General features: G+C 60.5%; 23 protein-coding genes. 6 read left to right on the top strand and 17 right to left on the bottom strand.

Going from position 1 to position 18,717, the window contains the following annotated elements; genetic code table 11:
• From infB to pip, 6 genes are all read right to left on the bottom strand, one after another.
• A partial coding sequence (gene infB / locus MPJ51_RS06920; RefSeq protein WP_298383756.1) for a translation initiation factor IF-2 occupies nt 1-2,372 on the bottom strand: 2,372 nt, incomplete at its 3' end.
• A gap of 8 nt (nt 2,373-2,380) precedes the next feature.
• Nucleotides 2,381-3,004, bottom strand: a complete 624-nt coding sequence (locus MPJ51_RS06915; RefSeq protein WP_298383752.1) for an RNA-binding protein — start codon at nt 3,002-3,004, stop codon at nt 2,381-2,383.
• 22 nt (nt 3,005-3,026) lie between these two features.
• Complete coding sequence (gene nusA, locus MPJ51_RS06910; RefSeq protein ID WP_298383749.1) at nt 3,027-4,640, bottom strand: transcription termination factor NusA; 1,614 nt, start codon at nt 4,638-4,640, stop codon at nt 3,027-3,029.
• Nucleotides 4,640-5,230: a ribosome maturation factor RimP gene (gene rimP / locus MPJ51_RS06905; protein WP_298383746.1), complete on the bottom strand. Its 591-nt coding sequence runs from the start codon at nt 5,228-5,230 to the stop codon at nt 4,640-4,642. Before rimP ends, nusA begins: the two co-directional genes overlap by 1 nt.
• Nucleotides 5,231-5,401: 171 nt before the next feature.
• Nucleotides 5,402-6,223 carry an ABC transporter substrate-binding protein gene (locus MPJ51_RS06900; RefSeq protein WP_298383743.1) on the bottom strand — a complete coding sequence of 274 codons (822 nt, stop codon included), beginning with the start codon at nt 6,221-6,223 and terminating at the stop codon, nt 5,402-5,404.
• Nucleotides 6,220-7,197: a prolyl aminopeptidase gene (gene pip, locus MPJ51_RS06895; protein ID WP_298383740.1), complete on the bottom strand. Its 978-nt coding sequence runs from the start codon at nt 7,195-7,197 to the stop codon at nt 6,220-6,222. The genes MPJ51_RS06900 and pip overlap by 4 nt, the downstream gene beginning before the upstream one ends.
• A gap of 48 nt (nt 7,198-7,245) precedes the next feature.
• Here pip and ubiG point away from each other — a divergent pair, with 48 nt between their 5' ends.
• Both ubiG and MPJ51_RS06885 read left to right on the top strand, forming a co-directional pair.
• Nucleotides 7,246-7,992, top strand: coding sequence for a bifunctional 2-polyprenyl-6-hydroxyphenol methylase/3-demethylubiquinol 3-O-methyltransferase UbiG (gene ubiG / locus MPJ51_RS06890; RefSeq protein ID WP_298383737.1), 747 nt, complete (start codon nt 7,246-7,248; stop codon nt 7,990-7,992).
• Between the two features lie 10 nt (nt 7,993-8,002).
• Nucleotides 8,003-8,599 (top strand): hypothetical protein, encoded by a 597-nt coding sequence (locus tag MPJ51_RS06885; protein WP_298383734.1) that lies wholly within the window; start codon nt 8,003-8,005, stop codon nt 8,597-8,599.
• Between the two features lie 192 nt (nt 8,600-8,791).
• On the opposite strand, the gene MPJ51_RS06880 is transcribed toward MPJ51_RS06885, so the two are convergent.
• Genes MPJ51_RS06880 through MPJ51_RS06865 form a run of 4 tightly spaced genes read right to left on the bottom strand, consistent with a single transcriptional unit; the run spans nt 8,792 to nt 11,079 of the window.
• Nucleotides 8,792-9,232, bottom strand: a complete 441-nt coding sequence (locus tag MPJ51_RS06880) for a MarR family transcriptional regulator (RefSeq protein WP_298383732.1) — start codon at nt 9,230-9,232, stop codon at nt 8,792-8,794.
• Between the two features lie 14 nt (nt 9,233-9,246).
• Nucleotides 9,247-10,077, bottom strand: coding sequence for a carbon-nitrogen hydrolase family protein (locus tag MPJ51_RS06875; RefSeq protein ID WP_298383729.1), 831 nt, complete (start codon nt 10,075-10,077; stop codon nt 9,247-9,249).
• Entirely contained in the window at nt 10,077-10,334 is a 258-nt protein-coding gene (gene grxC, locus MPJ51_RS06870; RefSeq protein WP_298383726.1) for a glutaredoxin 3, read from the bottom strand. The genes MPJ51_RS06875 and grxC overlap by 1 nt, the downstream gene beginning before the upstream one ends.
• Nucleotides 10,335-10,371: 37 nt before the next feature.
• The gene (locus tag MPJ51_RS06865) at nt 10,372-11,079 is read right to left on the bottom strand and encodes a ComF family protein (protein ID WP_298383723.1); all 708 of its coding nucleotides are present in this window, start codon (nt 11,077-11,079) and stop codon (nt 10,372-10,374) included.
• 37 nt (nt 11,080-11,116) lie between these two features.
• Here MPJ51_RS06865 and MPJ51_RS06860 point away from each other — a divergent pair, with 37 nt between their 5' ends.
• Nucleotides 11,117-11,947 (top strand): methyltransferase domain-containing protein, encoded by an 831-nt coding sequence (locus MPJ51_RS06860; protein WP_298383761.1) that lies wholly within the window; start codon nt 11,117-11,119, stop codon nt 11,945-11,947.
• Nucleotides 11,948-12,002: 55 nt separating this feature from the next.
• Nucleotides 12,003-13,052, top strand: a complete 1,050-nt coding sequence (hemH, locus tag MPJ51_RS06855; protein WP_298383721.1) for a ferrochelatase — start codon at nt 12,003-12,005, stop codon at nt 13,050-13,052.
• Between the two features lie 80 nt (nt 13,053-13,132).
• Here the strand turns inward: hemH and MPJ51_RS06850 are convergent, their stop codons facing one another.
• Both MPJ51_RS06850 and MPJ51_RS06845 read right to left on the bottom strand, forming a co-directional pair.
• Nucleotides 13,133-13,315, bottom strand: a complete 183-nt coding sequence (locus MPJ51_RS06850; RefSeq protein ID WP_117870963.1) for a hypothetical protein — start codon at nt 13,313-13,315, stop codon at nt 13,133-13,135.
• A gap of 138 nt (nt 13,316-13,453) precedes the next feature.
• Nucleotides 13,454-14,053 (bottom strand): L,D-transpeptidase, encoded by a 600-nt coding sequence (locus MPJ51_RS06845; protein ID WP_298383710.1) that lies wholly within the window; start codon nt 14,051-14,053, stop codon nt 13,454-13,456.
• A gap of 169 nt (nt 14,054-14,222) precedes the next feature.
• Between MPJ51_RS06845 and MPJ51_RS06840 the strand changes: the two genes are divergently transcribed.
• Together MPJ51_RS06840 and MPJ51_RS06835 are read left to right on the top strand one after the other, a co-directional pair.
• Entirely contained in the window at nt 14,223-14,738 is a 516-nt protein-coding gene (locus MPJ51_RS06840) for a CAP domain-containing protein (RefSeq protein WP_298383707.1), read from the top strand.
• Between the two features lie 132 nt (nt 14,739-14,870).
• Nucleotides 14,871-15,392 (top strand): 2'-5' RNA ligase family protein, encoded by a 522-nt coding sequence (locus MPJ51_RS06835; protein WP_298383706.1) that lies wholly within the window; start codon nt 14,871-14,873, stop codon nt 15,390-15,392.
• A gap of 121 nt (nt 15,393-15,513) precedes the next feature.
• Here the strand turns inward: MPJ51_RS06835 and MPJ51_RS06830 are convergent, their stop codons facing one another.
• From MPJ51_RS06830 to lptC, 5 genes are all read right to left on the bottom strand, one after another.
• Complete coding sequence (locus MPJ51_RS06830) at nt 15,514-15,978, bottom strand: PTS sugar transporter subunit IIA (RefSeq protein ID WP_298383703.1); 465 nt, start codon at nt 15,976-15,978, stop codon at nt 15,514-15,516.
• A gap of 62 nt (nt 15,979-16,040) precedes the next feature.
• Nucleotides 16,041-16,604, bottom strand: a complete 564-nt coding sequence (gene raiA, locus MPJ51_RS06825; RefSeq protein ID WP_298383700.1) for a ribosome-associated translation inhibitor RaiA — start codon at nt 16,602-16,604, stop codon at nt 16,041-16,043.
• Between the two features lie 252 nt (nt 16,605-16,856).
• Nucleotides 16,857-17,615, bottom strand: a complete 759-nt coding sequence (gene lptB / locus MPJ51_RS06820) for an LPS export ABC transporter ATP-binding protein (protein ID WP_298383695.1) — start codon at nt 17,613-17,615, stop codon at nt 16,857-16,859.
• The gene (locus tag MPJ51_RS06815; RefSeq protein WP_298383692.1) at nt 17,615-18,106 is read right to left on the bottom strand and encodes an LptA/OstA family protein; all 492 of its coding nucleotides are present in this window, start codon (nt 18,104-18,106) and stop codon (nt 17,615-17,617) included. Before MPJ51_RS06815 ends, lptB begins: the two co-directional genes overlap by 1 nt.
• A 3-nt stretch (nt 18,107-18,109) precedes the next feature.
• Nucleotides 18,110-18,709, bottom strand: coding sequence for an LPS export ABC transporter periplasmic protein LptC (lptC, locus tag MPJ51_RS06810; protein WP_298383689.1), 600 nt, complete (start codon nt 18,707-18,709; stop codon nt 18,110-18,112).
• Nucleotides 18,710-18,717 lie beyond the last annotated feature (8 nt).

Below are 18,717 nucleotides of genomic sequence, written 5' to 3'. Positions count from 1 at the left end.
GACTGAACCTCGGCCACTTCGTCCTTGAAGCGCTTGAGCGTTTTCAGCGTGCCTTCGTGGATCACCACGTTGTCGCGCAGCAGGCGGACGCCTGCAGAACGGCGGGCAACGCCTTCGGTGACCAGACAGCCGGCAACCTTGCCAACACCGGTGACCTTGAAAACTTCGCGGATCTCGGCGTAGCCGATGAACTTTTCGCGGATCTCGGCGCTCAGCAGGCCGGATGCGGCGGCTTTCACGTCATCCACGAGGTCATAGATCACCGAATAGTACCGGATCTCGACGCCCTTCTGGTTTGCCGTGTTCCGAGCCGATGCGTTGGCACGGACGTTGAAGCCCATGACCGGCGCGCCGGAGGCTTCGGCGAGGCCGACATCCGTCTCGGTGATCGCACCCACGCCCGAGTGCAGAACGCGCACGCGGACCTCATCGTTGCCGATTTTCTCCATCGCCTGAACGATGGCCTCGGCAGAACCCTGCACGTCGGCTTTGACGAGGATCGGCAGCTCGGCCACGTTCTCGTCTTCCTTGGCCTTCTGCATCAGCTGCTCAAGGGTGGTCGCGGCACCGGCGGCGGCGCGTTTGTCCTTGGCGGCTTGCTCACGATAGGCGGCGATCTCACGGGCCTGCGCTTCGGTTTCGGTGACGTTCAGAACGTCACCCGCTTCGGGCGTGCCGTTGAGGCCCAGAACCTCGACCGGGACCGAGGGGCCAGCTTCCTTGACGCGGTCACCCTTGTCGTTGATCAGCGCACGGACCTTACCGTATTGCTCACCCACAACGAAGATATCGCCCTGACGCAGCGTGCCGGTCTGAACCAGAACGGTAGCGACGGGGCCGCGGCCCACATCCAGCTGCGCCTCGATCACGGCACCTTGGGCGGCGCGGTCGGGGTTGGCTTTCAGTTCCAGAATCTCGGCCTGCAGCGCGATGGCTTCCAGCAGTTCGTCCAGACCCTGACCGGTCATGGCGGACACTTCGACGTCCTGAACCTCACCGGACATCTTCTCAACGATCACCTCATGCTGCAGCAGGTCGGTGCGCACCTTGTCCGGGTTGGCTTCGGGCTTGTCGACCTTGTTGATCGCCACGATCATCGGGACACCGGCGGCCTTGGCGTGGTTGATCGCCTCGATCGTCTGCGGCATCACCGCATCGTCGGCGGCCACAACCAGAACCACGATATCCGTGACCTGAGCCCCGCGCGAACGCATCGAGGTAAAGGCCGCGTGGCCCGGCGTATCCAGGAAGGTCAGCGTGGTGCCGCCATCGGTTTTCACCTGATAGGCACCGATATGCTGGGTGATGCCCCCGGCCTCGCCCGCCACAACGCGCGCGTCGCGGATCGCGTCCAGCAGCGAGGTTTTACCGTGGTCGACGTGACCCATGATGGTGATGACCGGCGGACGCGCTTGCAGATCGTCTTCGCTGTCTTCGACCTCTTTGATGACGTCTTCTACATCCGAATCAGATACGCGGGTGACCTTGTGGCCGAATTCCTCGATGATCAGCTCGGCGGTGTCGGCGTCGATGGTCTGGTTCTGCGTAACCATCATGCCCATCTGCATCAGCGATTTGACAACGTCGGCCACACGCTCGGCCATACGGTTGGCCAGTTCCGAGACCATGATCGCCTCGGGCAGTTGTACGTCGCGGATCACCTTTTCACGCTCGACCGAGCCGCCCATGGCTTTCTGGCGCGCCCGCTCCTGCTTGCGCTTCATCGCGGCCATCGAACGTTGGCGGTTGCCTTCGCCACCGGTGGCCTGACCCAGTGTCAGCTTGCCGGAACGGCGGTTGTCGTCACGACCTTTGCCACGACCACGCTGTTCGCGTTCGCGATCCTGCTTGCGCGGAGTGGCCGCAGGCGCAGGCTTGCTGGCCGGACCACGGGCCGCTTTGGGCTCTTCGGGGGCAGGGGCGGCAGCGGCGCGTTTGGCGGCCTCTTCGGCCTCCTTGCGCTTGCGCTCTTCCTCTTCGGCCTTTGCACGTGCCTTTTCTTCGGCCTCGCGCTGTTCGCGTTCCTTGGCCTCCTGCTCGGCACGGCGGCGGGCGCGCTCTTCCTCGCGTGCCTTTTCCGCGGCCTCACGCTGGGCGGCCTCTTCGGCCTCGCGTGCCTTGGCGGCCTGCAATGCCTTCATGCGGCGGGCCATTTCGGCGTCAGAAATCCCGGCAGGACGACGCGAAGGATCACCCGATGGTGCAGCGCCGCCGCTGGGCTTGGCCGCACCCGGCTTGGGGACCACCACGCGTTTGCGTTTGGTTTCCACCACGACATTCTTGGTGCGTCCGTGGCTGAAACTCTGTTTCACATTTCCGGGGCGTGCCCCGCCACGAAGACCCAATGTCTTTTTGCCGTCATTATCGCTCATAAAGCTTCTTACCCTTCCGTGCGGCCCCTGCCGCCGTCATCCGTTTCGCGCAAGCCACGCAGGCGCTGCGCCTCCTCTACAACACGTTTGGCGAGTCCGCCAGAGGCGAGCGCCGCATGAATCACGGTTTGGCGCCCAAATGCCTGTCCCAACTCGTCCGCTGTCAGCCAGCCGATGTATTTGCCAAAGTGCGGCGTGCTCAGTTTCGACTTGCCGCGCCCGGACCCGTCGATGGCCTGAAGCAGCACTTGCGCCTCATCCCGATCCAGCCACGTCTTGACCTTTTCATAGCCCGCGACCGCGTCGCCGGACTTGCGCGCAAGGCTCAGCAGCTCGACCACCCGGCGCGAGACCTGACGCTCGACCTCATCCACCAGGTCCTTGGGCGCGGTCACCTGCGCCTTGAACCCGCGTGCGAACAGCTTTTTGCCCACGGCCTTGTCCAAAGCAGCGCGATCCGCCGCCACATAAACCCCGCGCCCCGGCAGTTTCGCCGCGACATCCGGATAGACCTGACCGTCCGGCCCCGTCACAAAGCGGATCAAGCCATATTTAGGCTGAACCTCGCCCGTGGCGATGCATTTCCGCTCAGGCCCTTCGGACCGATCCTTATGGACGCCACCGCGACCCATGTGCGCCACCCGAGGCCTGCGATCAGGCCTCGGCCTCCTCTTCTGCTACTTCGGTGTCTTCTTCGAGCTGCTCCAACTCAGCCGGATCAACCCAGCCCAGCATGATTCGCGCCGTCATCACCAAATCCTGCGCCTCTTCCAGCGTGACGCCGAAAGGTTCCAGAACACCGTCATCCTTGATGCGCTCACCATCGACCGTGGTCCAGCCACCGGCCAGTTCCCAGTCGGCGCAGGTGGCGAAGTCTTCCAAGGTCTTCACGTCATCCTTGGCCAGCGCCTCTACCATCTGGGGTGTCAGGCCTTCGAATTCAATAAGGCTGTCTTCGGCACCCAACGCGCGGGCCGCGTCCAGAGCGGCCTTGGCCTGCGCTTCCAGGAACTCGCGGGCGCGGGCCTGCAATTCGTTGGCGGTGCCTTCGTCGACGCCGTCGATGACCAGCAGTTCCTCGATCTCGACATAGGCGACTTCTTCGAGGTTGGTGAAGCCTTCGGACACCAGCAGTTGCGCAAAGAACTCGTCCAGATCCAGGCTTTCCATGAATAGCTGGGTGCGGGCTTCGAACTCTTTCTGACGGCGCGCCGATTCTTCGGCTTCGGTCATGATGTCGATGTCCAGATTGGTCAGCTGGCTGGCCAGACGCACGTTCTGACCACGGCGACCGATGGCGAGGGACAGTTGCTCCTCGGGCACCACAACTTCGATCTTGCCCGCTTCTTCGTCCAGAACCACCTTGGAGACCTCGGCAGGCTGCAGCGCGTTCACCAGGAAGGTCGGCTGATCTTCGTTCCACGGGATGATGTCGATCTTTTCGCCCTGCAACTCGTTCACAACAGCCTGCACGCGGCTGCCGCGCATACCAACGCAGGCACCGACGGGATCAATCGAGCCGTCATACGAGATCACGGCAATCTTGGCGCGCGAACCGGGGTCACGGGCCACGGCCTTGACCTCGATGATGCCGTCATAGATTTCCGGCACTTCCATCTTGAACAGCTCGGCCATGAATTCCGGCGCGGTGCGCGACAGGAAGATCTGGTGGCCACGCACCTCGCGGCGCACTTCCTTGATATAGGCGCGCACGCGGTCGTTGGGGCGATAGCTTTCGCGGCCGATCTTGTCGTTGCGGCGCAGAACGGCTTCGGCACCGCCCAGATCGACGATGACATTGCCAAACTCTTCGCGCTTGACGGCACCGTTGATGATGGTGCCTGCGCGATCCTTGAACTCTTCGTATTGACGATCACGCTCGGCTTCGCGAACCTTCTGCAGAATGACCTGCTTGGCGGACTGAGCCGCGATACGGCCCATTTCAACCGGCGGAACCTCTTCAACGAAGACGTCGCCAACCTCGGGCGCTTCCATGTACTGGCGCGCTTGTTCGACGGTCATCTCGGCCTGATAGTTCTCAAGCTCCTCATCCTCGACGACGGTACGAACGCGGGTAAAGGTCGCCTTGCCGGTTTTGCGGTCGATGCTGACGCGGATGTCCATCTCGGCGCCGTAACGGCTCTTGGCGGCACGGGCGAGCGATTCCTCCATCGCTTCGACAACCAGACCGGGGTCGATCATCTTTTCGCGGGCCACGGCCTCGGCGGTCTGCAGCAGCTCCAGCTGGTTGGCTGAGGTGATTGCCATCAGTTCGTCTCCTCTTCGGACCCTTCGGTCTCAATCTCGTCGAAAGCGTTTTCGTTCAGGGCACCGGCGTCCTTGCGCTGGCGCAGCATTTCCTTGATCAGATCATCGGTCAGGACCAGCTTGGCATCGCTCAGCCAGTCGAATTGCAGACCGATGGTGATCGTTTCCTCCCCTTCGGGGATATTGATCAGAACCTCATCCCCTTCGATCCCGGCCAGCTCACCCTTGAAGCGGCGGCGGCCGTCGATCAGTTCGGCGGTCTCGATCTTGGCCTCATACCCTTCGAACATCTCAAAGTCCTTGAGACGGGTCAGGGGGCGGTCGATGCCGGGGCTGGAGACCTCAAGCGTATAGGCGTCCAAAATCGGATCCTCGACATCCAGCGTGGCGCTGACCGCGTTCGAGATTTCGGCGCAGTCATCGACTTCGATGCCGCCATCGGGCTTGTCGGCCATGATCTGCATCGTTGTGGTCTTACCGCTCATCAGGCGGATACGGACCAGCTCATACCCCAGATCCTCGATCACTGGGGTGATGATCTCGGCCAGTCGCCGGTCGATGGCCGCTTTGGCTATCAGGTCGTTTGTCATCAGATACTCTACCCTTCAATCGGGCACAAAAAAACGGGCGCGCGGCCCGTCGATCTTTTCCGGTGGAGCCTTGGACCAGAAGTCCAACGCGCCGCTGTTGCAACTGCATATACGCAGGGTTTTCCGAGTCTGCAACCCCTGCGGCGGATCAGCGCCGTTTTTCGCGTGGGATCAGACCATCCACCACCGTTCCGCAATGCGCCCGTCATCCAGACGCGCGCGCTGGCTGATCTGGCGGGGCATGCCAACATTGGCTGAGATCGCCAGCGCCATGTCGGCCTCGGACGGGTGAAAGCGCAGACCGCGCAGCGCGCGGGCATCTTCGGCAGAGGGCAGCGCGGCGACGTCGACAAAACCATCCCGCAGGGCCTCGGCCCGTACTTTTGCGTCGGGGATCACGATGATCTCGATCGCATCCAACCACCCAGCCTGAGCACCCTTGTAGTGGCCCGAGACACGGCGGCCCAAGAAATGCCGGTCATCCTCGGCCCGTTCGACCCGATAGCTGCCGGTGCCGTTGGCGGCGTTCAGCGGGGTCACATCTTGCCCGTCGCGGGTAATAACAAATCGGCTGTCGGCCAGCAGGAACGGCAGGCCGGGATTGGCCTCGGCCAGTTCAAGGCGCAGTTGGGTCGGGCCCAGTGCTTCGGCCCGGCCGAGCTGGGCGAGAACAGCGGTCACGTCTTGCACATCGAGCGCCGCGCCATCGTGGAACTGCACGTCAGGGCGCAGGTCGAAACTCCAGACGCGGGCCTGCGCATCGGTCTGCCAGCCAGAGGCCAGCTCTCCGCGCAAGGTGCCGTCGGGAGCAATCTCGGTCAGAGTGTCGAACACGGCACCGCGCGCCACCTGTTCCAGACTGTCATCACGCGGCACGGCCAGCCGCAGCGTGCCGCCCTGTTTCGGCGTATCGGCCAAGGACGCTCCCGTCGCGGCCAGCAAAGCGGCGGCAGCACCCGAGGCGAACAGAGCACGGCGGTCAATCCGGGTCATGCCAAACCCTCCGCCACGCGGTCCATGATGCGGACCAGTTCGGCGCTGATGCCGGGCTCGGACAGGGCATGGCCTGCATGGCGGACCATCTTCAACTCGGCATTCGGCCAGCGTTCGGACAGGTTCCACGCGGCCTGCGGCGGGCAGATCATGTCATAACGCCCCTGCACAATATGGCCGGGGATATGGGCAATCCGGTCCATCTGGTCCAGAATCTGCCCATCCTTCTCCAGAAACCCGCCATTGATGAAATAGTGATTCTCCAACCGGGCAAAGGTGCGGGCATATTCGCCCGGGCTTTCGCCCACCGCACCGTTGGTGTGGATCGAGGCCAGCGCGTTCTCCCAATGCGACCAGGCGCGGGCATAGAGGATTTCGGTCGCGCGGTCGCCCGAGAACAGACGCTTGTTATAGGCGGCGATGGCGTCGGACTGTTCCCCCTCGGGCAGCAGAGCGGTGAATTTCGCCCATTGCTCGGGCCAGAACTTGCCCGCGCCGCCGCCATAGAACCAATCCAGCTCGGCCTGCGTGGCCAGAAACACGCCGCGCAGCACCAGACGGCTGACCCGGTCCGGATGCGCCTGCGCATAGATCAGCGCCAGCGTCGCGCCCCAACTGCCACCAAAGGCGATCCATTCGTCGATCCCGAACAGTGTGCGCAGCCGTTCGATATCGGCCACCAGATGCCAGGTCGTGTTATCCTGAACCGAGGCCGTGGGCCGCGACCGTCCGCAGCCGCGTTGATCGAACAGAATCACCCGATACACCTTCGGATCGAAATACCGCCGCATCGCCGGGCTGCAACCGCCACCGGGGCCGCCATGCAGGATGACCACCGGAACCCCATCGGGATTGCCGCATTGCTCCACATAGATACGATGCCCATCGCCCATATCGACCATCCGCTGATCGAAAGGTTCGATCGGCGGGTACAGATATTGAACTGCGCGCTTTTGGTCCGGGTACTTGTCCATTATGGGCCTATATAGTCCTTAAGCGTAAAAGAGCACACGGAGACAGGAATGCAAGCGCATCCGAACACGGTCGACCCGTCAGAGATCGCAAAATTCGAGGCGATGGCCGCCGAATGGTGGGACCCGCACGGGAAATTCAAACCTCTGCACATGCTGAATCCGTGCCGTCTGGATTATATCACACAGCAGATCGCGGGTGAGTTCGACCGCGATCTCAAGACCTCACATCCCTTTGAAGGGTTGCGCCTGCTGGATATCGGCTGCGGCGGCGGGCTGCTGAGCGAACCGATGGCGCGTCTGGGGGCCGAGGTCGTGGGCGCCGACGCCGCCGAGGGCAACCTGCCGGTCGCCCGCATCCACGCCGAGCAATCCGGGCTGCAGATCGACTATCGCCACACCACGGCCGAGGCGATGGCCGCCGCAGGCGAACAGTTCGACGTGGTGCTGAACATGGAAGTGGTCGAACACGTTGCCGATCCGGCGGGCTTCCTGACCGCGTCGCAGCAGTTACTGAAACCGGGCGGATTGCTGATATGCTCGACCATCAACCGCAACCCGAAATCCTATGCCATGGCCATCTTCGGGGCCGAGGTCGTCATGCGCTGGCTACCACGCGGCACGCATGAGTGGAACAAGTTCATCACCCCTGATGAACTGTTCGACCTGCTGCGCCAGTCCAGGCTAGAGCCGGTGGATCGCAAGGGGTTCGTATTCAATCCGTTGTTGTGGAGCTGGTCGATCTCGGACCGGGATCTGAGCGTGAACTATGTGACGGCGAGTGTGAAGTCGAAGTGAGGTAGGTTTTTTGAATCAATTTTTAAGTTGCGCGCCGTGGCGCGCGGTATTTTGCGGTGCCGCAATATCCGCTGCTACCCTGTTCAATAGCTTGCATGTCGCAGCACAAGAAGCAGAGAACGCACTGGGAAGGTTCGTGTACGAGCATGAAGGCGTTCCGCTGTATGGCTATGTAAGCGATCCAAAAGTTTCTGAGTCGGTTCAGGAAATTGCGGATCGATACCTGTCTTCGAACTTAAATAAGTATGATCTGGTAAGTGCGGATTTCTTTTTTGTCTTTGTTGACCCCGAGATTGTTTCGGAAGGCAAGTTTGTGAATCCAATTGGTTTTGAACTGCCCGAGAAAGCGACAGAACTATTTGCTACACACGAACTCTCTGACGAAGGATGCAATGTAGGAAGAATATTCGCCACGAATGAAGAAGAAAAAGGAGATTATTTGGTATGGCTTGTTCATGGTGGCCAATATGAGGGCAAAGAAGGAATAGAATCCTGCCTTCTTTTCGCGGCGGCGGCTTCGGCCGGAATTTGGTTGGCTGATATTCCAGCTTTGCATCCCCGTGATTTACGGCAGCTCCTTGATTCAATGATCTTAGGATTGAGATGAATATACAAACAGGTGCCTAAAAGTATTTCACGCTACGAAAATAGGCATGCTTCCAAATCCAAGAAAATAAGGCGTGCAGCGACCCTCTAGATCGCAAAACGTCTGAAAACTACTTAGGTTTCTGGGCACCACGTCTGCCTATGTTCGACCGCGCCAGTCTTCGATCTGACTTAGGGCAACGGTTCGATGCCCCTACTCCCCCTCCAACTGCAACCGCAAATCCCGCAGCACCGGCAACGTACTCCGCACCCGCTCCAGCCCCAGCTCTCCGACCACGCGGTTGATCAGTGGGGCAATCGCCGAAATCGCCTGATCCCGCGCGCGGCGACCGGCAGGGCTGATCGCCACCATCTTGCGGCGGGCGTCGTCCCAGTCGGGGCGGATGTGGATGTATCCGGCCCATTCCAGCTTGGCCAAAGTGTTGGTCATCGCCCCTCGGGTCACGTGAAAGGTGCTGGCCAGTTGCGCCGGGCTGCGCTCATCCGCGACGAAGGCCAGATGATTCAGCACCGAAAAATGCGAGATTTCCATGCCCTTAGGCAGCACCCGGCTCAACCGGTTGCGCAATAGCTGATCTGCGGTCAGGATCTCGCTGAACAGCGTGACCGCAAGGGCATTGGTGTCGTCAGTCATGGTCCGGTTCTGGATCAGGGCCCGTCGAAGGGCCGCACGTGCGTCAGTGAGGGCACGCGGCGGCGCGCCTCTGTCACAGAACTATCATCCAAATCAAAAATGTGAATGCCCGGATCGGTGCCTGCGTCGATCAGCACCTCTCCCCACGGGGCGACAACCATGCTGTGACCGTAGGTATAGCGGGTCTTGCCACGGGTCTTGGGATGCTCGCCGGTCTGGGCCGGGGCCAGCACCCAGCAGCCGGTCTCGATCGCTCGGGCGCGCAGCAGCGATTGCCAATGCGCCGCCCCCGTGACCGGCGAAAACGCCGCCGGAACGGTCAGGATACGCGCGCCTGCCTGCGCGAGCGCTGCATAGAGATGCGGGAAGCGGATGTCATAGCAGATGCTCAGGCCAATCGTGCCGAAATCGGTCTCCGCGATGACGGCCTTTTCGCCGGGGCGGTAGTTCTTCGATTCGCGGAAGGTCTCGGATTCGGTGACCTGCACGTCGAACATGTGAATCTTGTCGTACCGCGCAACGATCTGACCTTGCGGGTCGATCAGGACGGATCGGTTGGCAAACCGCCCGTCGGCGTCATGGGTCTTGATCGCCAGTGAGCCGATCAGCAACCAGACGCCCAGCGCCGCAGCCTGCTGACGCAAGCCCGCCAGCGTCAGGTCGTCTTCTTCGTGTTGCAGGACTTCGCGCTGCCGTGTCGTGCTGGTGGACACGCAATTGGTCACCTCGGGCGTCAGGATGAACTGTGCGCCCTGATCCGCCGCCTCGGCCATCATGGCGCGCACAATGTCCAGATTTTCGGCCGGATCGTCCGACGAGGTGATCTGCAGCAGCGCGGTTTTCATCACGCGGCCAGCAGACGGTCCAGCTTGCCCTGACGTTCGAGTTCATACAGGTCGTCGCAGCCGCCCACATGGGTGGTGCCGATGAAGATCTGCGGCACGGTGCGTTTGCCGCCGGCGCGCTGGATCATCTCGGGCTTGCGTTTGGGGTGGGTCAGCACGTTGACCTCGGTAAACTTGACGCCTTTCTGTTTCAGCAGGCGTTTGGCCGCGTGGCAAAAGCCGCATAGCGGCGAGGTGTAGATTTCAACCGGCTTCATATTCCGTCCCTTCGGGTTTCGCGCAATCTTGGGCGAATTAGGCATCCTTGGCAACGCGTGCCAGAGCCAACACGAAAATATGATTTGCGCCTGCGGCCTGACATACACGCGTACAGGCCGCCAAAGTCGCGCCCGAGGTCATGACGTCATCCACCAGCAGGATATCCCGCCCTCTGATCTGCTCTGCCCGCTTCGGATGGGTCGAGATCGCGTGGGTCAAGATATCCTCGCGTTCCTGGGCGGTTTTGCCATCCAGAACCGGTGTACGGACCCTTCGTTGCAGCAGATCGGGGATGCAATCCAGCCCGGCCTCGCGCCCCAGATGCTGCGCCAGCAGGGCCGATTGATTGTAGCGCCGTTTGATCAGGCGCGACCAATGCAGCGGAACCGGCGCGACCAACAGGCCGGGGCGCAGGATTTCCCGTCCGGCCTGCGCCATCCAGCGCGCAGCGGGACGCGCCAGTTCCGGACGGTCGCCGTGTTTCAATGCCAGAACCAGCGCTCGCGCCCGCCCCTGATACAGCAGCGCCGCGCGCCCCTCGTGCCATGGGCGGGGCGTTTTCAGGCAATCGTCACAGTCGATGCGGAACCCGTCCCGTTCGCCGACCACCGGCGCACCGCAGCTGTCGCAGACCGTGCCCCCGATGAACGGTGTGTCGCGCCAGCAGGGACCGCACAGGCCGAAATCGGATTCGGTCAGCTCTCCGCAGCCCATGCAGCGCGGCGGGTAAACCAGTTCGAGCATGGTTTGAATCCCGCGCCGGATGCGATACTTGCGGCTTATGAAACTGCCTGCGTCCAATGCACCCTCTTTGTTTGACCGGTCCACTATCCTGCACCGCCGCGCGCGGGCGCGGGATGAGGCCCTGTTCCTGCACCGCACCGCGGTGGACGAGGTGCAGGATCGGCTCTCCATGGTTAATAAAACCTTTACGGCACCGGCGATCGTGACGCCCTTTCCACAGGTCTGGGCCGAGAGGATGCCGGAGGCACGGATTGTCTGCGATGAGGACACATTGGCCCTGACACCGGGCGCACATGATCTGGTGATCCACGCCATGGCCTTACATTGCGCCAATGATCCGGTGGGGCAATTGATCCAATGCCACCGCGCACTGAAACCTGATGGGCTGCTGTTGGTCGTCTGTCTGGGTGGCGAAACCCTGCACGAATTGCGCGCAGCACTAGGACAGGCCGAGATTGAGGTTTCAGGCGGTCTCAGTCCCCGTATCGCCCCAATGGCCGAGCTACGCGATCTGGGTGGCTTGCTGCAACGCGCCGGGCTGGCCCTGCCGGTGGCCGATGCGGTGCCGCTGACCGCCGAATACCGGGACATCTGGCACCTGATGCACGATCTGCGGGATATGGGAGAGGCCAACGCCCTGTCCGAGCGCCTGAAACAGCCCACACGGCGTTCAATCTTCGCAAAAGCGCAGCAGGTCTATGCGGACCACTTCACCACCCCCTCAGGCCGTCTGGCGGCCACGTTTGAGCTGATCTGCCTGACCGGATGGTCCCCCGATGCCAGCCAGCCCAAACCGCTGCGCCCCGGGTCGGCCCAGATGCGTCTGGCCGAGGCGCTGAACACGGATGAGGGCAAACTGCCCGATTGACGCCCCGCCGAATCCCGTTATCTGGGGCGACAACTGTAAAAATCAGGAAGCCCACATGTCCGACGCCACCCGCCCTGCGCATGCGCCAGCCGATCACCCCAAGGTCAAGATGGGCCGCGTCGGCATTCTGCTGGCCAATCTGGGGACGCCGGATGATTATTCCTATTGGCCCATGCGGCGGTATCTGAACGAGTTCCTGTCGGACAAGCGTGTGATCGACTACCCGGCGTGGAAATGGCAGCCGTTGCTGCAGGGGATCATCCTGACCAAACGCCCCTTCAGCTCGGGCGCGGCGTATAAGTCGATCTGGAATCACGACAAGGGTGAAAGCCCGCTGATGACGATTACCAAGGATCAGACTGCAAAGCTGCGCGATGCCATGCAGGTGCGGTATGGGGATCAGGTTCTGGTGGATTTCTGCATGCGCTACGGCAACCCCTCGACCAAATCCAAGGTGCGGCAGATGGTGGCCGAGGGCTGCGACCGCATCCTGTTCTTCCCGCTTTACCCGCAATATGCCGGGGCGACCTCCGCCACCGCCAATGACCAGTTCTTCCGCGCATTGATGGACGAAACCTGGCAACCGGCCAGCCGCACGGTGCCTGCCTATTTCGACGAACCGGCCTATATCGACGCGCTGGCCCAATCGGTCGAGCGCGCCTATGCCGGGATGGAAACCAAACCGGATATCCTTGTGTGTTCCTACCACGGCATGCCGGAACGCTATTTGCAGCAGGGCGATCCCTATCACTGCCAATGCGTCAAGACCTCGCGGTTGCTGAAGGAACGGCTGGGTTGGTCCGATGATCAGCTGGTGTCCACCTTCCAGTCTCGGTTCGGGCCCGAGGAATGGCTGAAGCCCTATACGGTCGATCACGTGGCCGAACTGGCACGGCAGGGCAAGAAGAACATCGCCGTGATCGCCCCGGCCTTTTCCGCCGATTGCATCGAAACGCTGGAAGAGATCAACGAAGAGATCAAGGAAAGCTTCGAAGAAGCCGGTGGTGAGAGCTTTACCTACATCCCCTGCCTGAATGACGAGGACGCGCATATCGCGGCGCTGGGCAAAGTGATTCAGGACAACCTGCGCGGCTGGCTGGACTGAACCAGCGCCACTCGCAGCAAAACAAAAAAAGGCGGTGGAAAGCTCCACCGCCTTTTTAAAATTGATTGAGTCTCGTCGACTTAGCTTGCTGCAACAGCTGCGGCAACAACAACCAGCAGGATCAGCGGCAGCAGGATGCCCTGCGACGAACCCTGGGTTTCTTCGACAACAACAGGTGCTTCAACAACCGGCTCTTCCAGGTTGCCAGCATATGCGGTCGAAGCAGCAGCAGTCAGTGCAGCAGCGAGAACGAGTTTCTTCATATTAACCTCCAGAATTTGCGCGATTCCAATACGCGAACCGCACATCTAAGACTTACCTCGTGAGTTTTTCTAATCAGCTATGCCCGGGGAATGCAATTGTAACTTGCGCCGCAAGCGGGTTCGTGCGCGAAAATGTCGTCAAATTAGCAACACTTGCGTGCCAACTTTGGCCATCCCGAACAGCTCGGCAATATCTTCGTTGAACAGACCAATACAGCCGTTCGAAGATCGCCGCCCGATTTTGCGCGTATCATGGGTGCCGTGGATGCGGTAGTACTTCCAGCTGAGGTATAAAGCGTGCGTTCCCAACGGGTTATCCGGGCCCGGCGGGATATAGTCCGGCCATTCCGGGTTCCGCTTCTTCATCGAAGGCGTCGGCGCCCAGCTGGGCCCTTCGACCTTGCGGATCACGCTGGTGCGCCCGCGCCGGGTCAATTCCTCGGTCAGCGGCACGGATGAGGGGTAGAGTTTGTACACCGATTGGTCATCCGACCAGTAATGCAGCGCGCGCGAGACCGTATCGACCAGAATTGCGCCGTTTTTGGTGTTCGAAAAGTAGGGCTGCCAGTCCAGCGCCCGGAACCCCGAGATATTGCGACGCACCTGCGGTTCCGGCTCGGGCGCAGGGCGCAGGGGGTCTCCGGGGATGTATTGTGCGATGGCAGGTGAGGCCAAACCGGCGGCAGCTCCGGCCAGAAACCCACGGCGCGTGTGGGAAAGAATGCGCTTTTTGACCATGTCGAACGGACCTTCGTGATGGAAACATGTAAAATCCGGGTCATTTTATGGCCAGAATGCTTCAGTCGCAAATCAAACCGGCAGAATCATGCGCGGTGACGCCAATGTGCGTTTGCCCCGGACGCTCTGGCGGGCTATTCCCGTTGGCGACACAGATATCAGGCCCATCATGACGCGTATTTTTTCCATTCTCCTGCTTTGTTTTGCCACTCTGGCCGCTTGTACCGATTCGCGCACTCAGAGCCTTGGCGCCGATGGGCGCCCCCTGCCGACGGTCTACAAGATTCGCGGCAACCCCGAGAAATTGCAGTTCCGCATGCTCGATTCGGTCAACGCACTGCGTCAGGCGCAGGGTCTGCAGCCGGTGCAGTTGAACGCACAGCTGAACGCTGCTGCTGCCACGCATTCCAAGGATATGGCGCGGCAGAACCGGCCCTGGCACTTTGGCTCGGACGGCTCCTCTCCCTTGGATCGGGCCAGTCGCGTAGGCTACTACGGCACCTTCCTGGGTGAGGCGATTTCCGAGACCTATGAGACCGAAACCGAAACCCTGGCCGCCTGGATGCAGGAACCCGGTCCGCGTTCGGTCATTCTGGACCCGAAAGCGACCCAGATGGGGTTTGCCTGGCATCAGGAAGGTGGCGGCAAGATCTGGTGGACGCTGGAGATGGGAACGGGCGGGTAATCGTTCCGATTTTCGAAACAAAAGGCTTCCGACCTTTTTCAGCCCTGCACTAGGAGTGTTGCAAATGGCAAAGTTCGCTGCGCGGATTTTGCTGCCGTTGAGATTTTGAAATCTACGCGCCACTATCCCACAATGATTTATGTTTTAGCTTACCCGGAGTTCGAACCATCTTGCGCTGGCCGAATTCGAAGCTTTCGGGCAAAACATGAGCCTCAAAGAGCTAAACTTGTTCCACCACACATTACCTTGGTGTTTGGAGTGAAGGACGAACACTTACAGACCATCACTGAGTTGGTCGAGGCGGTTTCGAACCAAACTCACGAGTTCCCTATCGCGTTCGACGACCACGCAATCGAGTTTGATCCCTTTGAACAAAAATACAAAATCTTCCTTCTTTGCGGCGATGGAAGTTGCACAGTGACTGCTTTGCACGATCAACTCTACAACGGGGAACATCGTACGGAACTAAACTCAACACATCCGTTCAGACCGCATATGACAATAGCGACTTATGACGAGCGCGCGGAAATTGAGCGACTAGATGTTTCGGATGCTGGTGAGCTTCCGATTTGCGGAAAACTGCGTGCTTTAGAGATAATGCGATTTTCTAATGGCGAGCTATCGACGCTCAAGACGGTCCCGTTTCGTCAATAGGTGTGGACTCAAAGCCAATATAGCCGCGAATGCATTTAACTCGAAGCAGGCAACTTTGGTTGATTTTTGATACTTGCTGTGAAGAGGCCCCAAATCCGGAGGCTTTTCGCGCGCAGAACGCTCAAGCCGCCTGCATGGACTGGGCTTCGGTCAGAATAGCATAAAGCTTGACCGGATCAGGATTGGCGCGCAGCTTGGCGCAGACGGTCGGTTCGCGCAGAGTGCGGGACACCAGCGCCAATGCTTTCAGGTGATCGACACCGGCCTCTTCCGGCGCAAACAGCGAGAACGCCAGATCGACGGGCTGCCGGTCGACCGAGCCGAAATCCAGCGGTTTTTCCAGCAACACAAAGACACCCGCCACCGCGTCCAACTCGGGCAGGCGCGCGTGCGGCAGGGCGACGCCATGGCCGACGCCGGTCGGGCCGAGGCTTTCGCGCTCCAGCAGGCTGTCGACGATGGCCTGTGCATCCAGCCCAAGCGTCGCCGCGCCAATGTCACCGATTTCCTGAAACAACCGTTTCTTGCTGGACGCCGCTGACAATACACGCACTGCTTCGGGCTTGAGTATGCTCGAAAGCTCCATGTTCACGCTCCTGGGCTGAGCCCCTGCAAAACGCAGGGGCCTGTGCCGTTCATCCTTGCCTGTTACGGATCGATCCAGCCGATATTGCCGTCTTCCCGACGATATACGACATTCAACCCGTCCTTGTTTTCATTCCGGAACACCAGCACCGGGGCGCCAGCCAGTTCCATCTGCATTACGGCCTCACCGACGCTGAGCGATGGGATCTTCGTTTCCATCTCAGCCACAATCATAGGCTGCAGCGATTCGGGCTCATCAGCCGAATCCGATTCGTCAGAGGCGAGGATATAAGAGGACGCGCCAAAGAGTTCAACCGGCTCGGACCGATCCTTGTGGTGATCCTTCAGCCTGCGCTTATAACGGCGCAGCTGTGTTTCCATCTTGTCGCAGCAGCCTTCGAATGCCGCATAGATTTCGGTTGCGTGGGCCTTGGCCTGAGCGGTCAGGCCCGTGGACAAATGTACAGTGGTTTCGCATACATATTCATGCGCCGAACGGGAAAAGACGACGTTGGCGTCCGTCGGGCGCTGGGCGTATTTGCCCACGACCTCGCCCAGCTCGGTCTGCACGTGGGTCTGCAGGGCCGCGCCGATGTCGATCTGTTTTCCGCTGATTTGGTAACGCATGTGATCTCCTTCACAATTCACACCCATTCTGACGCCGCAGAACGCGACGGACTTGTTTTTATCGGGTGGGGGGTAACGACATGTTCCACGGTTGTCTTTGAACCGGCCCTTCGAAGAAGGGACATCGAGATCCAGACTGGAACCGAAGAAATGCCATGTGCCAATTGAGCCAAGACGCGGCGGAAGAGTCAATCAAAACAGATGTGTGGAAATGCGATTTCCGCCATGCATCCGGCGCAATTCCGCGCAAGCTCATGAAATACGGAAGTTTTCGCCCAAATAGACGCGGCGCACATTTTCGTTTTCGACCACTTCGTCCGGGGTGCCGGACATCAGAACCTGTCCGTCATGCAGAATATAGGCGCGATCCACAATTTCCAGCGTTTCCCGGACGTTATGGTCGGTGATCAGCACACCGATTCCCCGTTTCTTCAGATCGGCCACCAGATGGCGGATATCGCCGACGCTGATCGGGTCAACACCGGCAAAGGGTTCATCCAGCAGCAGATATTTCGGATCGGCGGCCAGACAGCGCGCAATCTCGACCCGGCGGCGTTCGCCACCCGACAGGGCCAGCGCAGGCGCGCGGCGCAGGTGTTCGATCGAGAAATCCGACAGCAACTCTTCCAGCCGTTCCTTGCGCTTGTGCGCGTGCTTGACTGTTATGTCCAAAACGGAGGCGATGTTGTCCTCGACGCTCATGCCGCGAAAGATCGACATTTCCTGCGGCAGATAGCCGATGCCAAGCCGCGCGCGGCGGTACATCGGCAGGGTGGTGACATTCTGCCCGTCAATCGTGACGGTTCCGGCCTCGGGGAAGACCAGCCCGGCGACCGAATAGAAGGTCGTCGTCTTGCCCGACCCGTTCGGCCCCAGCAGCGCCACCACCTCGGACCGGTCCAATGTCATCGAGACATCGCGGATCACGGTTTTCTTGCGGTAGGATTTGCGCAGCTTCTCGATCTTCAGCCCCGAGGACCCCTCGGCCACGGACAGGGTGGGTTGATTCATCAATTGCCACCCTGCTGCAGGATGGTCTTGACACGGCCCGACATGGTCGCGGTGCCGGTGGTCAGATTGGCGATCATCTGATCGCCGCTGATGATGCTGGGCCCCTGGGTCAGCAGCACATTGCCATTCATGCGGATCACGCCGGTGTCGATGGTATATTCCGCCCGGTCGCCTTCGGCTGCGTCGGGGGGGCTGACCAGAACCACATCCTCGGTCGCCTCAAGCCGCTGAATGGCCGAGCGGTCGGCGTTGTAGACCACCAGAACCCGCTCCGCACTCAGACGCATTTCGCCCTGCACGACGATGACATTGCCCACAAACTCGGCCGATCCGTCCTCCTGATTGACATTCAGGGTCTCAGAGGTGACCTCGACCGGCAGGGTCGGGTCGGCTTTGACAGACCCAAAGGCAACTTGCGCCTCTTGCGCGGATGCCGGGAATGCGCCGAGGGTCAGGGCGATACAAACAGAGGCTATACGTAAGTCAAACACGGGTTATCTTTCAGCTTTCATTGGCTCGTATATCAGCTTCACGCCGTCTGTAAAAAGAATATGGACCGGGCCGTCGTTTTTTACAGTGCCAAAACGCATCCGACCGGCAGTAAATGCGCCAATCGGGCTGGTTCCATCGACCTGACCGGGCGTGTCGCCGCGGATTTCGTCCAGCGAGGTGTTGAGCAAATCGGTCGTCACCCGCATGCCATCGGCCGAGGTGATGACGACATCGCCCACAAAGGTGACGGTGCCCTTGTCGGGGCGGATCGAGCCTGCGTTGGATTCCAGCGTGATGACCCCGCCACCCGACAGACCAAGGCGCCCGGAAATCTCGGACCCGGTCGGGGCATCCCCCTCGTCGCCCTGAGTCGCGCGCCGGGCTTCGACCTGAATCTCTTCACCCTTGCTGGTCACCCCGTTGTATCTGGGGCGTGTCACCGCCTGATCGGCCAGTCTTTCATCAATCGCCTCGCGCGAGAACGGGACCGAGACATTGGTCTCGACGCTGCGCGACAGCAGGAACATGGTGGACAGCAATGTGATCGCCGCCAACGGCAACAGTACCTTCAGGAACTGTACCCATCTGGAATGGCGATCCACAGCGATCC

The sequence above is a fragment of the Ruegeria sp. genome, from assembly GCF_028066395.1.
Lineage (GTDB): Bacteria > Pseudomonadota > Alphaproteobacteria > Rhodobacterales > Rhodobacteraceae > Ruegeria.
The sequence above is the reverse complement of the archived record's forward strand: the minus strand, read 5'-3'. Positions and strand labels throughout refer to the sequence as shown.

Bases quoted from the DNA above. Each gene is read 5' to 3' on its own strand.
- MPJ51_RS06915 (WP_298383752.1), bottom strand. From the start codon at position 3,004: ATGGGTCGCGGTGGCGTCCATAAGGATCGGTCCGAAGGGCCTGAGCGG.
- nusA (WP_298383749.1), bottom strand. From the start codon at position 4,640: ATGGCAATCACCTCAGCCAACCAGCTGGAGCTGCTGCAGACCGCCGAG.
- rimP (WP_298383746.1), bottom strand. From the start codon at position 5,230: ATGACAAACGACCTGATAGCCAAAGCGGCCATCGACCGGCGACTGGCC.
- MPJ51_RS06900 (WP_298383743.1), bottom strand. From the start codon at position 6,223: ATGACCCGGATTGACCGCCGTGCTCTGTTCGCCTCGGGTGCTGCCGCC.
- pip (WP_298383740.1), bottom strand. From the start codon at position 7,197: ATGGACAAGTACCCGGACCAAAAGCGCGCAGTTCAATATCTGTACCCG.
- ubiG (WP_298383737.1), top strand. From the start codon at position 7,246: ATGCAAGCGCATCCGAACACGGTCGACCCGTCAGAGATCGCAAAATTC.
- MPJ51_RS06880 (WP_298383732.1), bottom strand. From the start codon at position 9,232: ATGACTGACGACACCAATGCCCTTGCGGTCACGCTGTTCAGCGAGATC.
- MPJ51_RS06875 (WP_298383729.1), bottom strand. From the start codon at position 10,077: ATGAAAACCGCGCTGCTGCAGATCACCTCGTCGGACGATCCGGCCGAA.
- grxC (WP_298383726.1), bottom strand. From the start codon at position 10,334: ATGAAGCCGGTTGAAATCTACACCTCGCCGCTATGCGGCTTTTGCCAC.
- MPJ51_RS06865 (WP_298383723.1), bottom strand. From the start codon at position 11,079: ATGCTCGAACTGGTTTACCCGCCGCGCTGCATGGGCTGCGGAGAGCTG.
- MPJ51_RS06860 (WP_298383761.1), top strand. From the start codon at position 11,117: ATGAAACTGCCTGCGTCCAATGCACCCTCTTTGTTTGACCGGTCCACT.
- hemH (WP_298383721.1), top strand. From the start codon at position 12,003: ATGTCCGACGCCACCCGCCCTGCGCATGCGCCAGCCGATCACCCCAAG.
- MPJ51_RS06850 (WP_117870963.1), bottom strand. From the start codon at position 13,315: ATGAAGAAACTCGTTCTCGCTGCTGCACTGACTGCTGCTGCTTCGACC.
- MPJ51_RS06845 (WP_298383710.1), bottom strand. From the start codon at position 14,053: ATGGTCAAAAAGCGCATTCTTTCCCACACGCGCCGTGGGTTTCTGGCC.
- MPJ51_RS06840 (WP_298383707.1), top strand. From the start codon at position 14,223: ATGACGCGTATTTTTTCCATTCTCCTGCTTTGTTTTGCCACTCTGGCC.
- MPJ51_RS06835 (WP_298383706.1), top strand. From the start codon at position 14,871: ATGATTTATGTTTTAGCTTACCCGGAGTTCGAACCATCTTGCGCTGGC.
- MPJ51_RS06830 (WP_298383703.1), bottom strand. From the start codon at position 15,978: ATGGAGCTTTCGAGCATACTCAAGCCCGAAGCAGTGCGTGTATTGTCA.
- raiA (WP_298383700.1), bottom strand. From the start codon at position 16,604: ATGCGTTACCAAATCAGCGGAAAACAGATCGACATCGGCGCGGCCCTG.
- lptB (WP_298383695.1), bottom strand. From the start codon at position 17,615: ATGAATCAACCCACCCTGTCCGTGGCCGAGGGGTCCTCGGGGCTGAAG.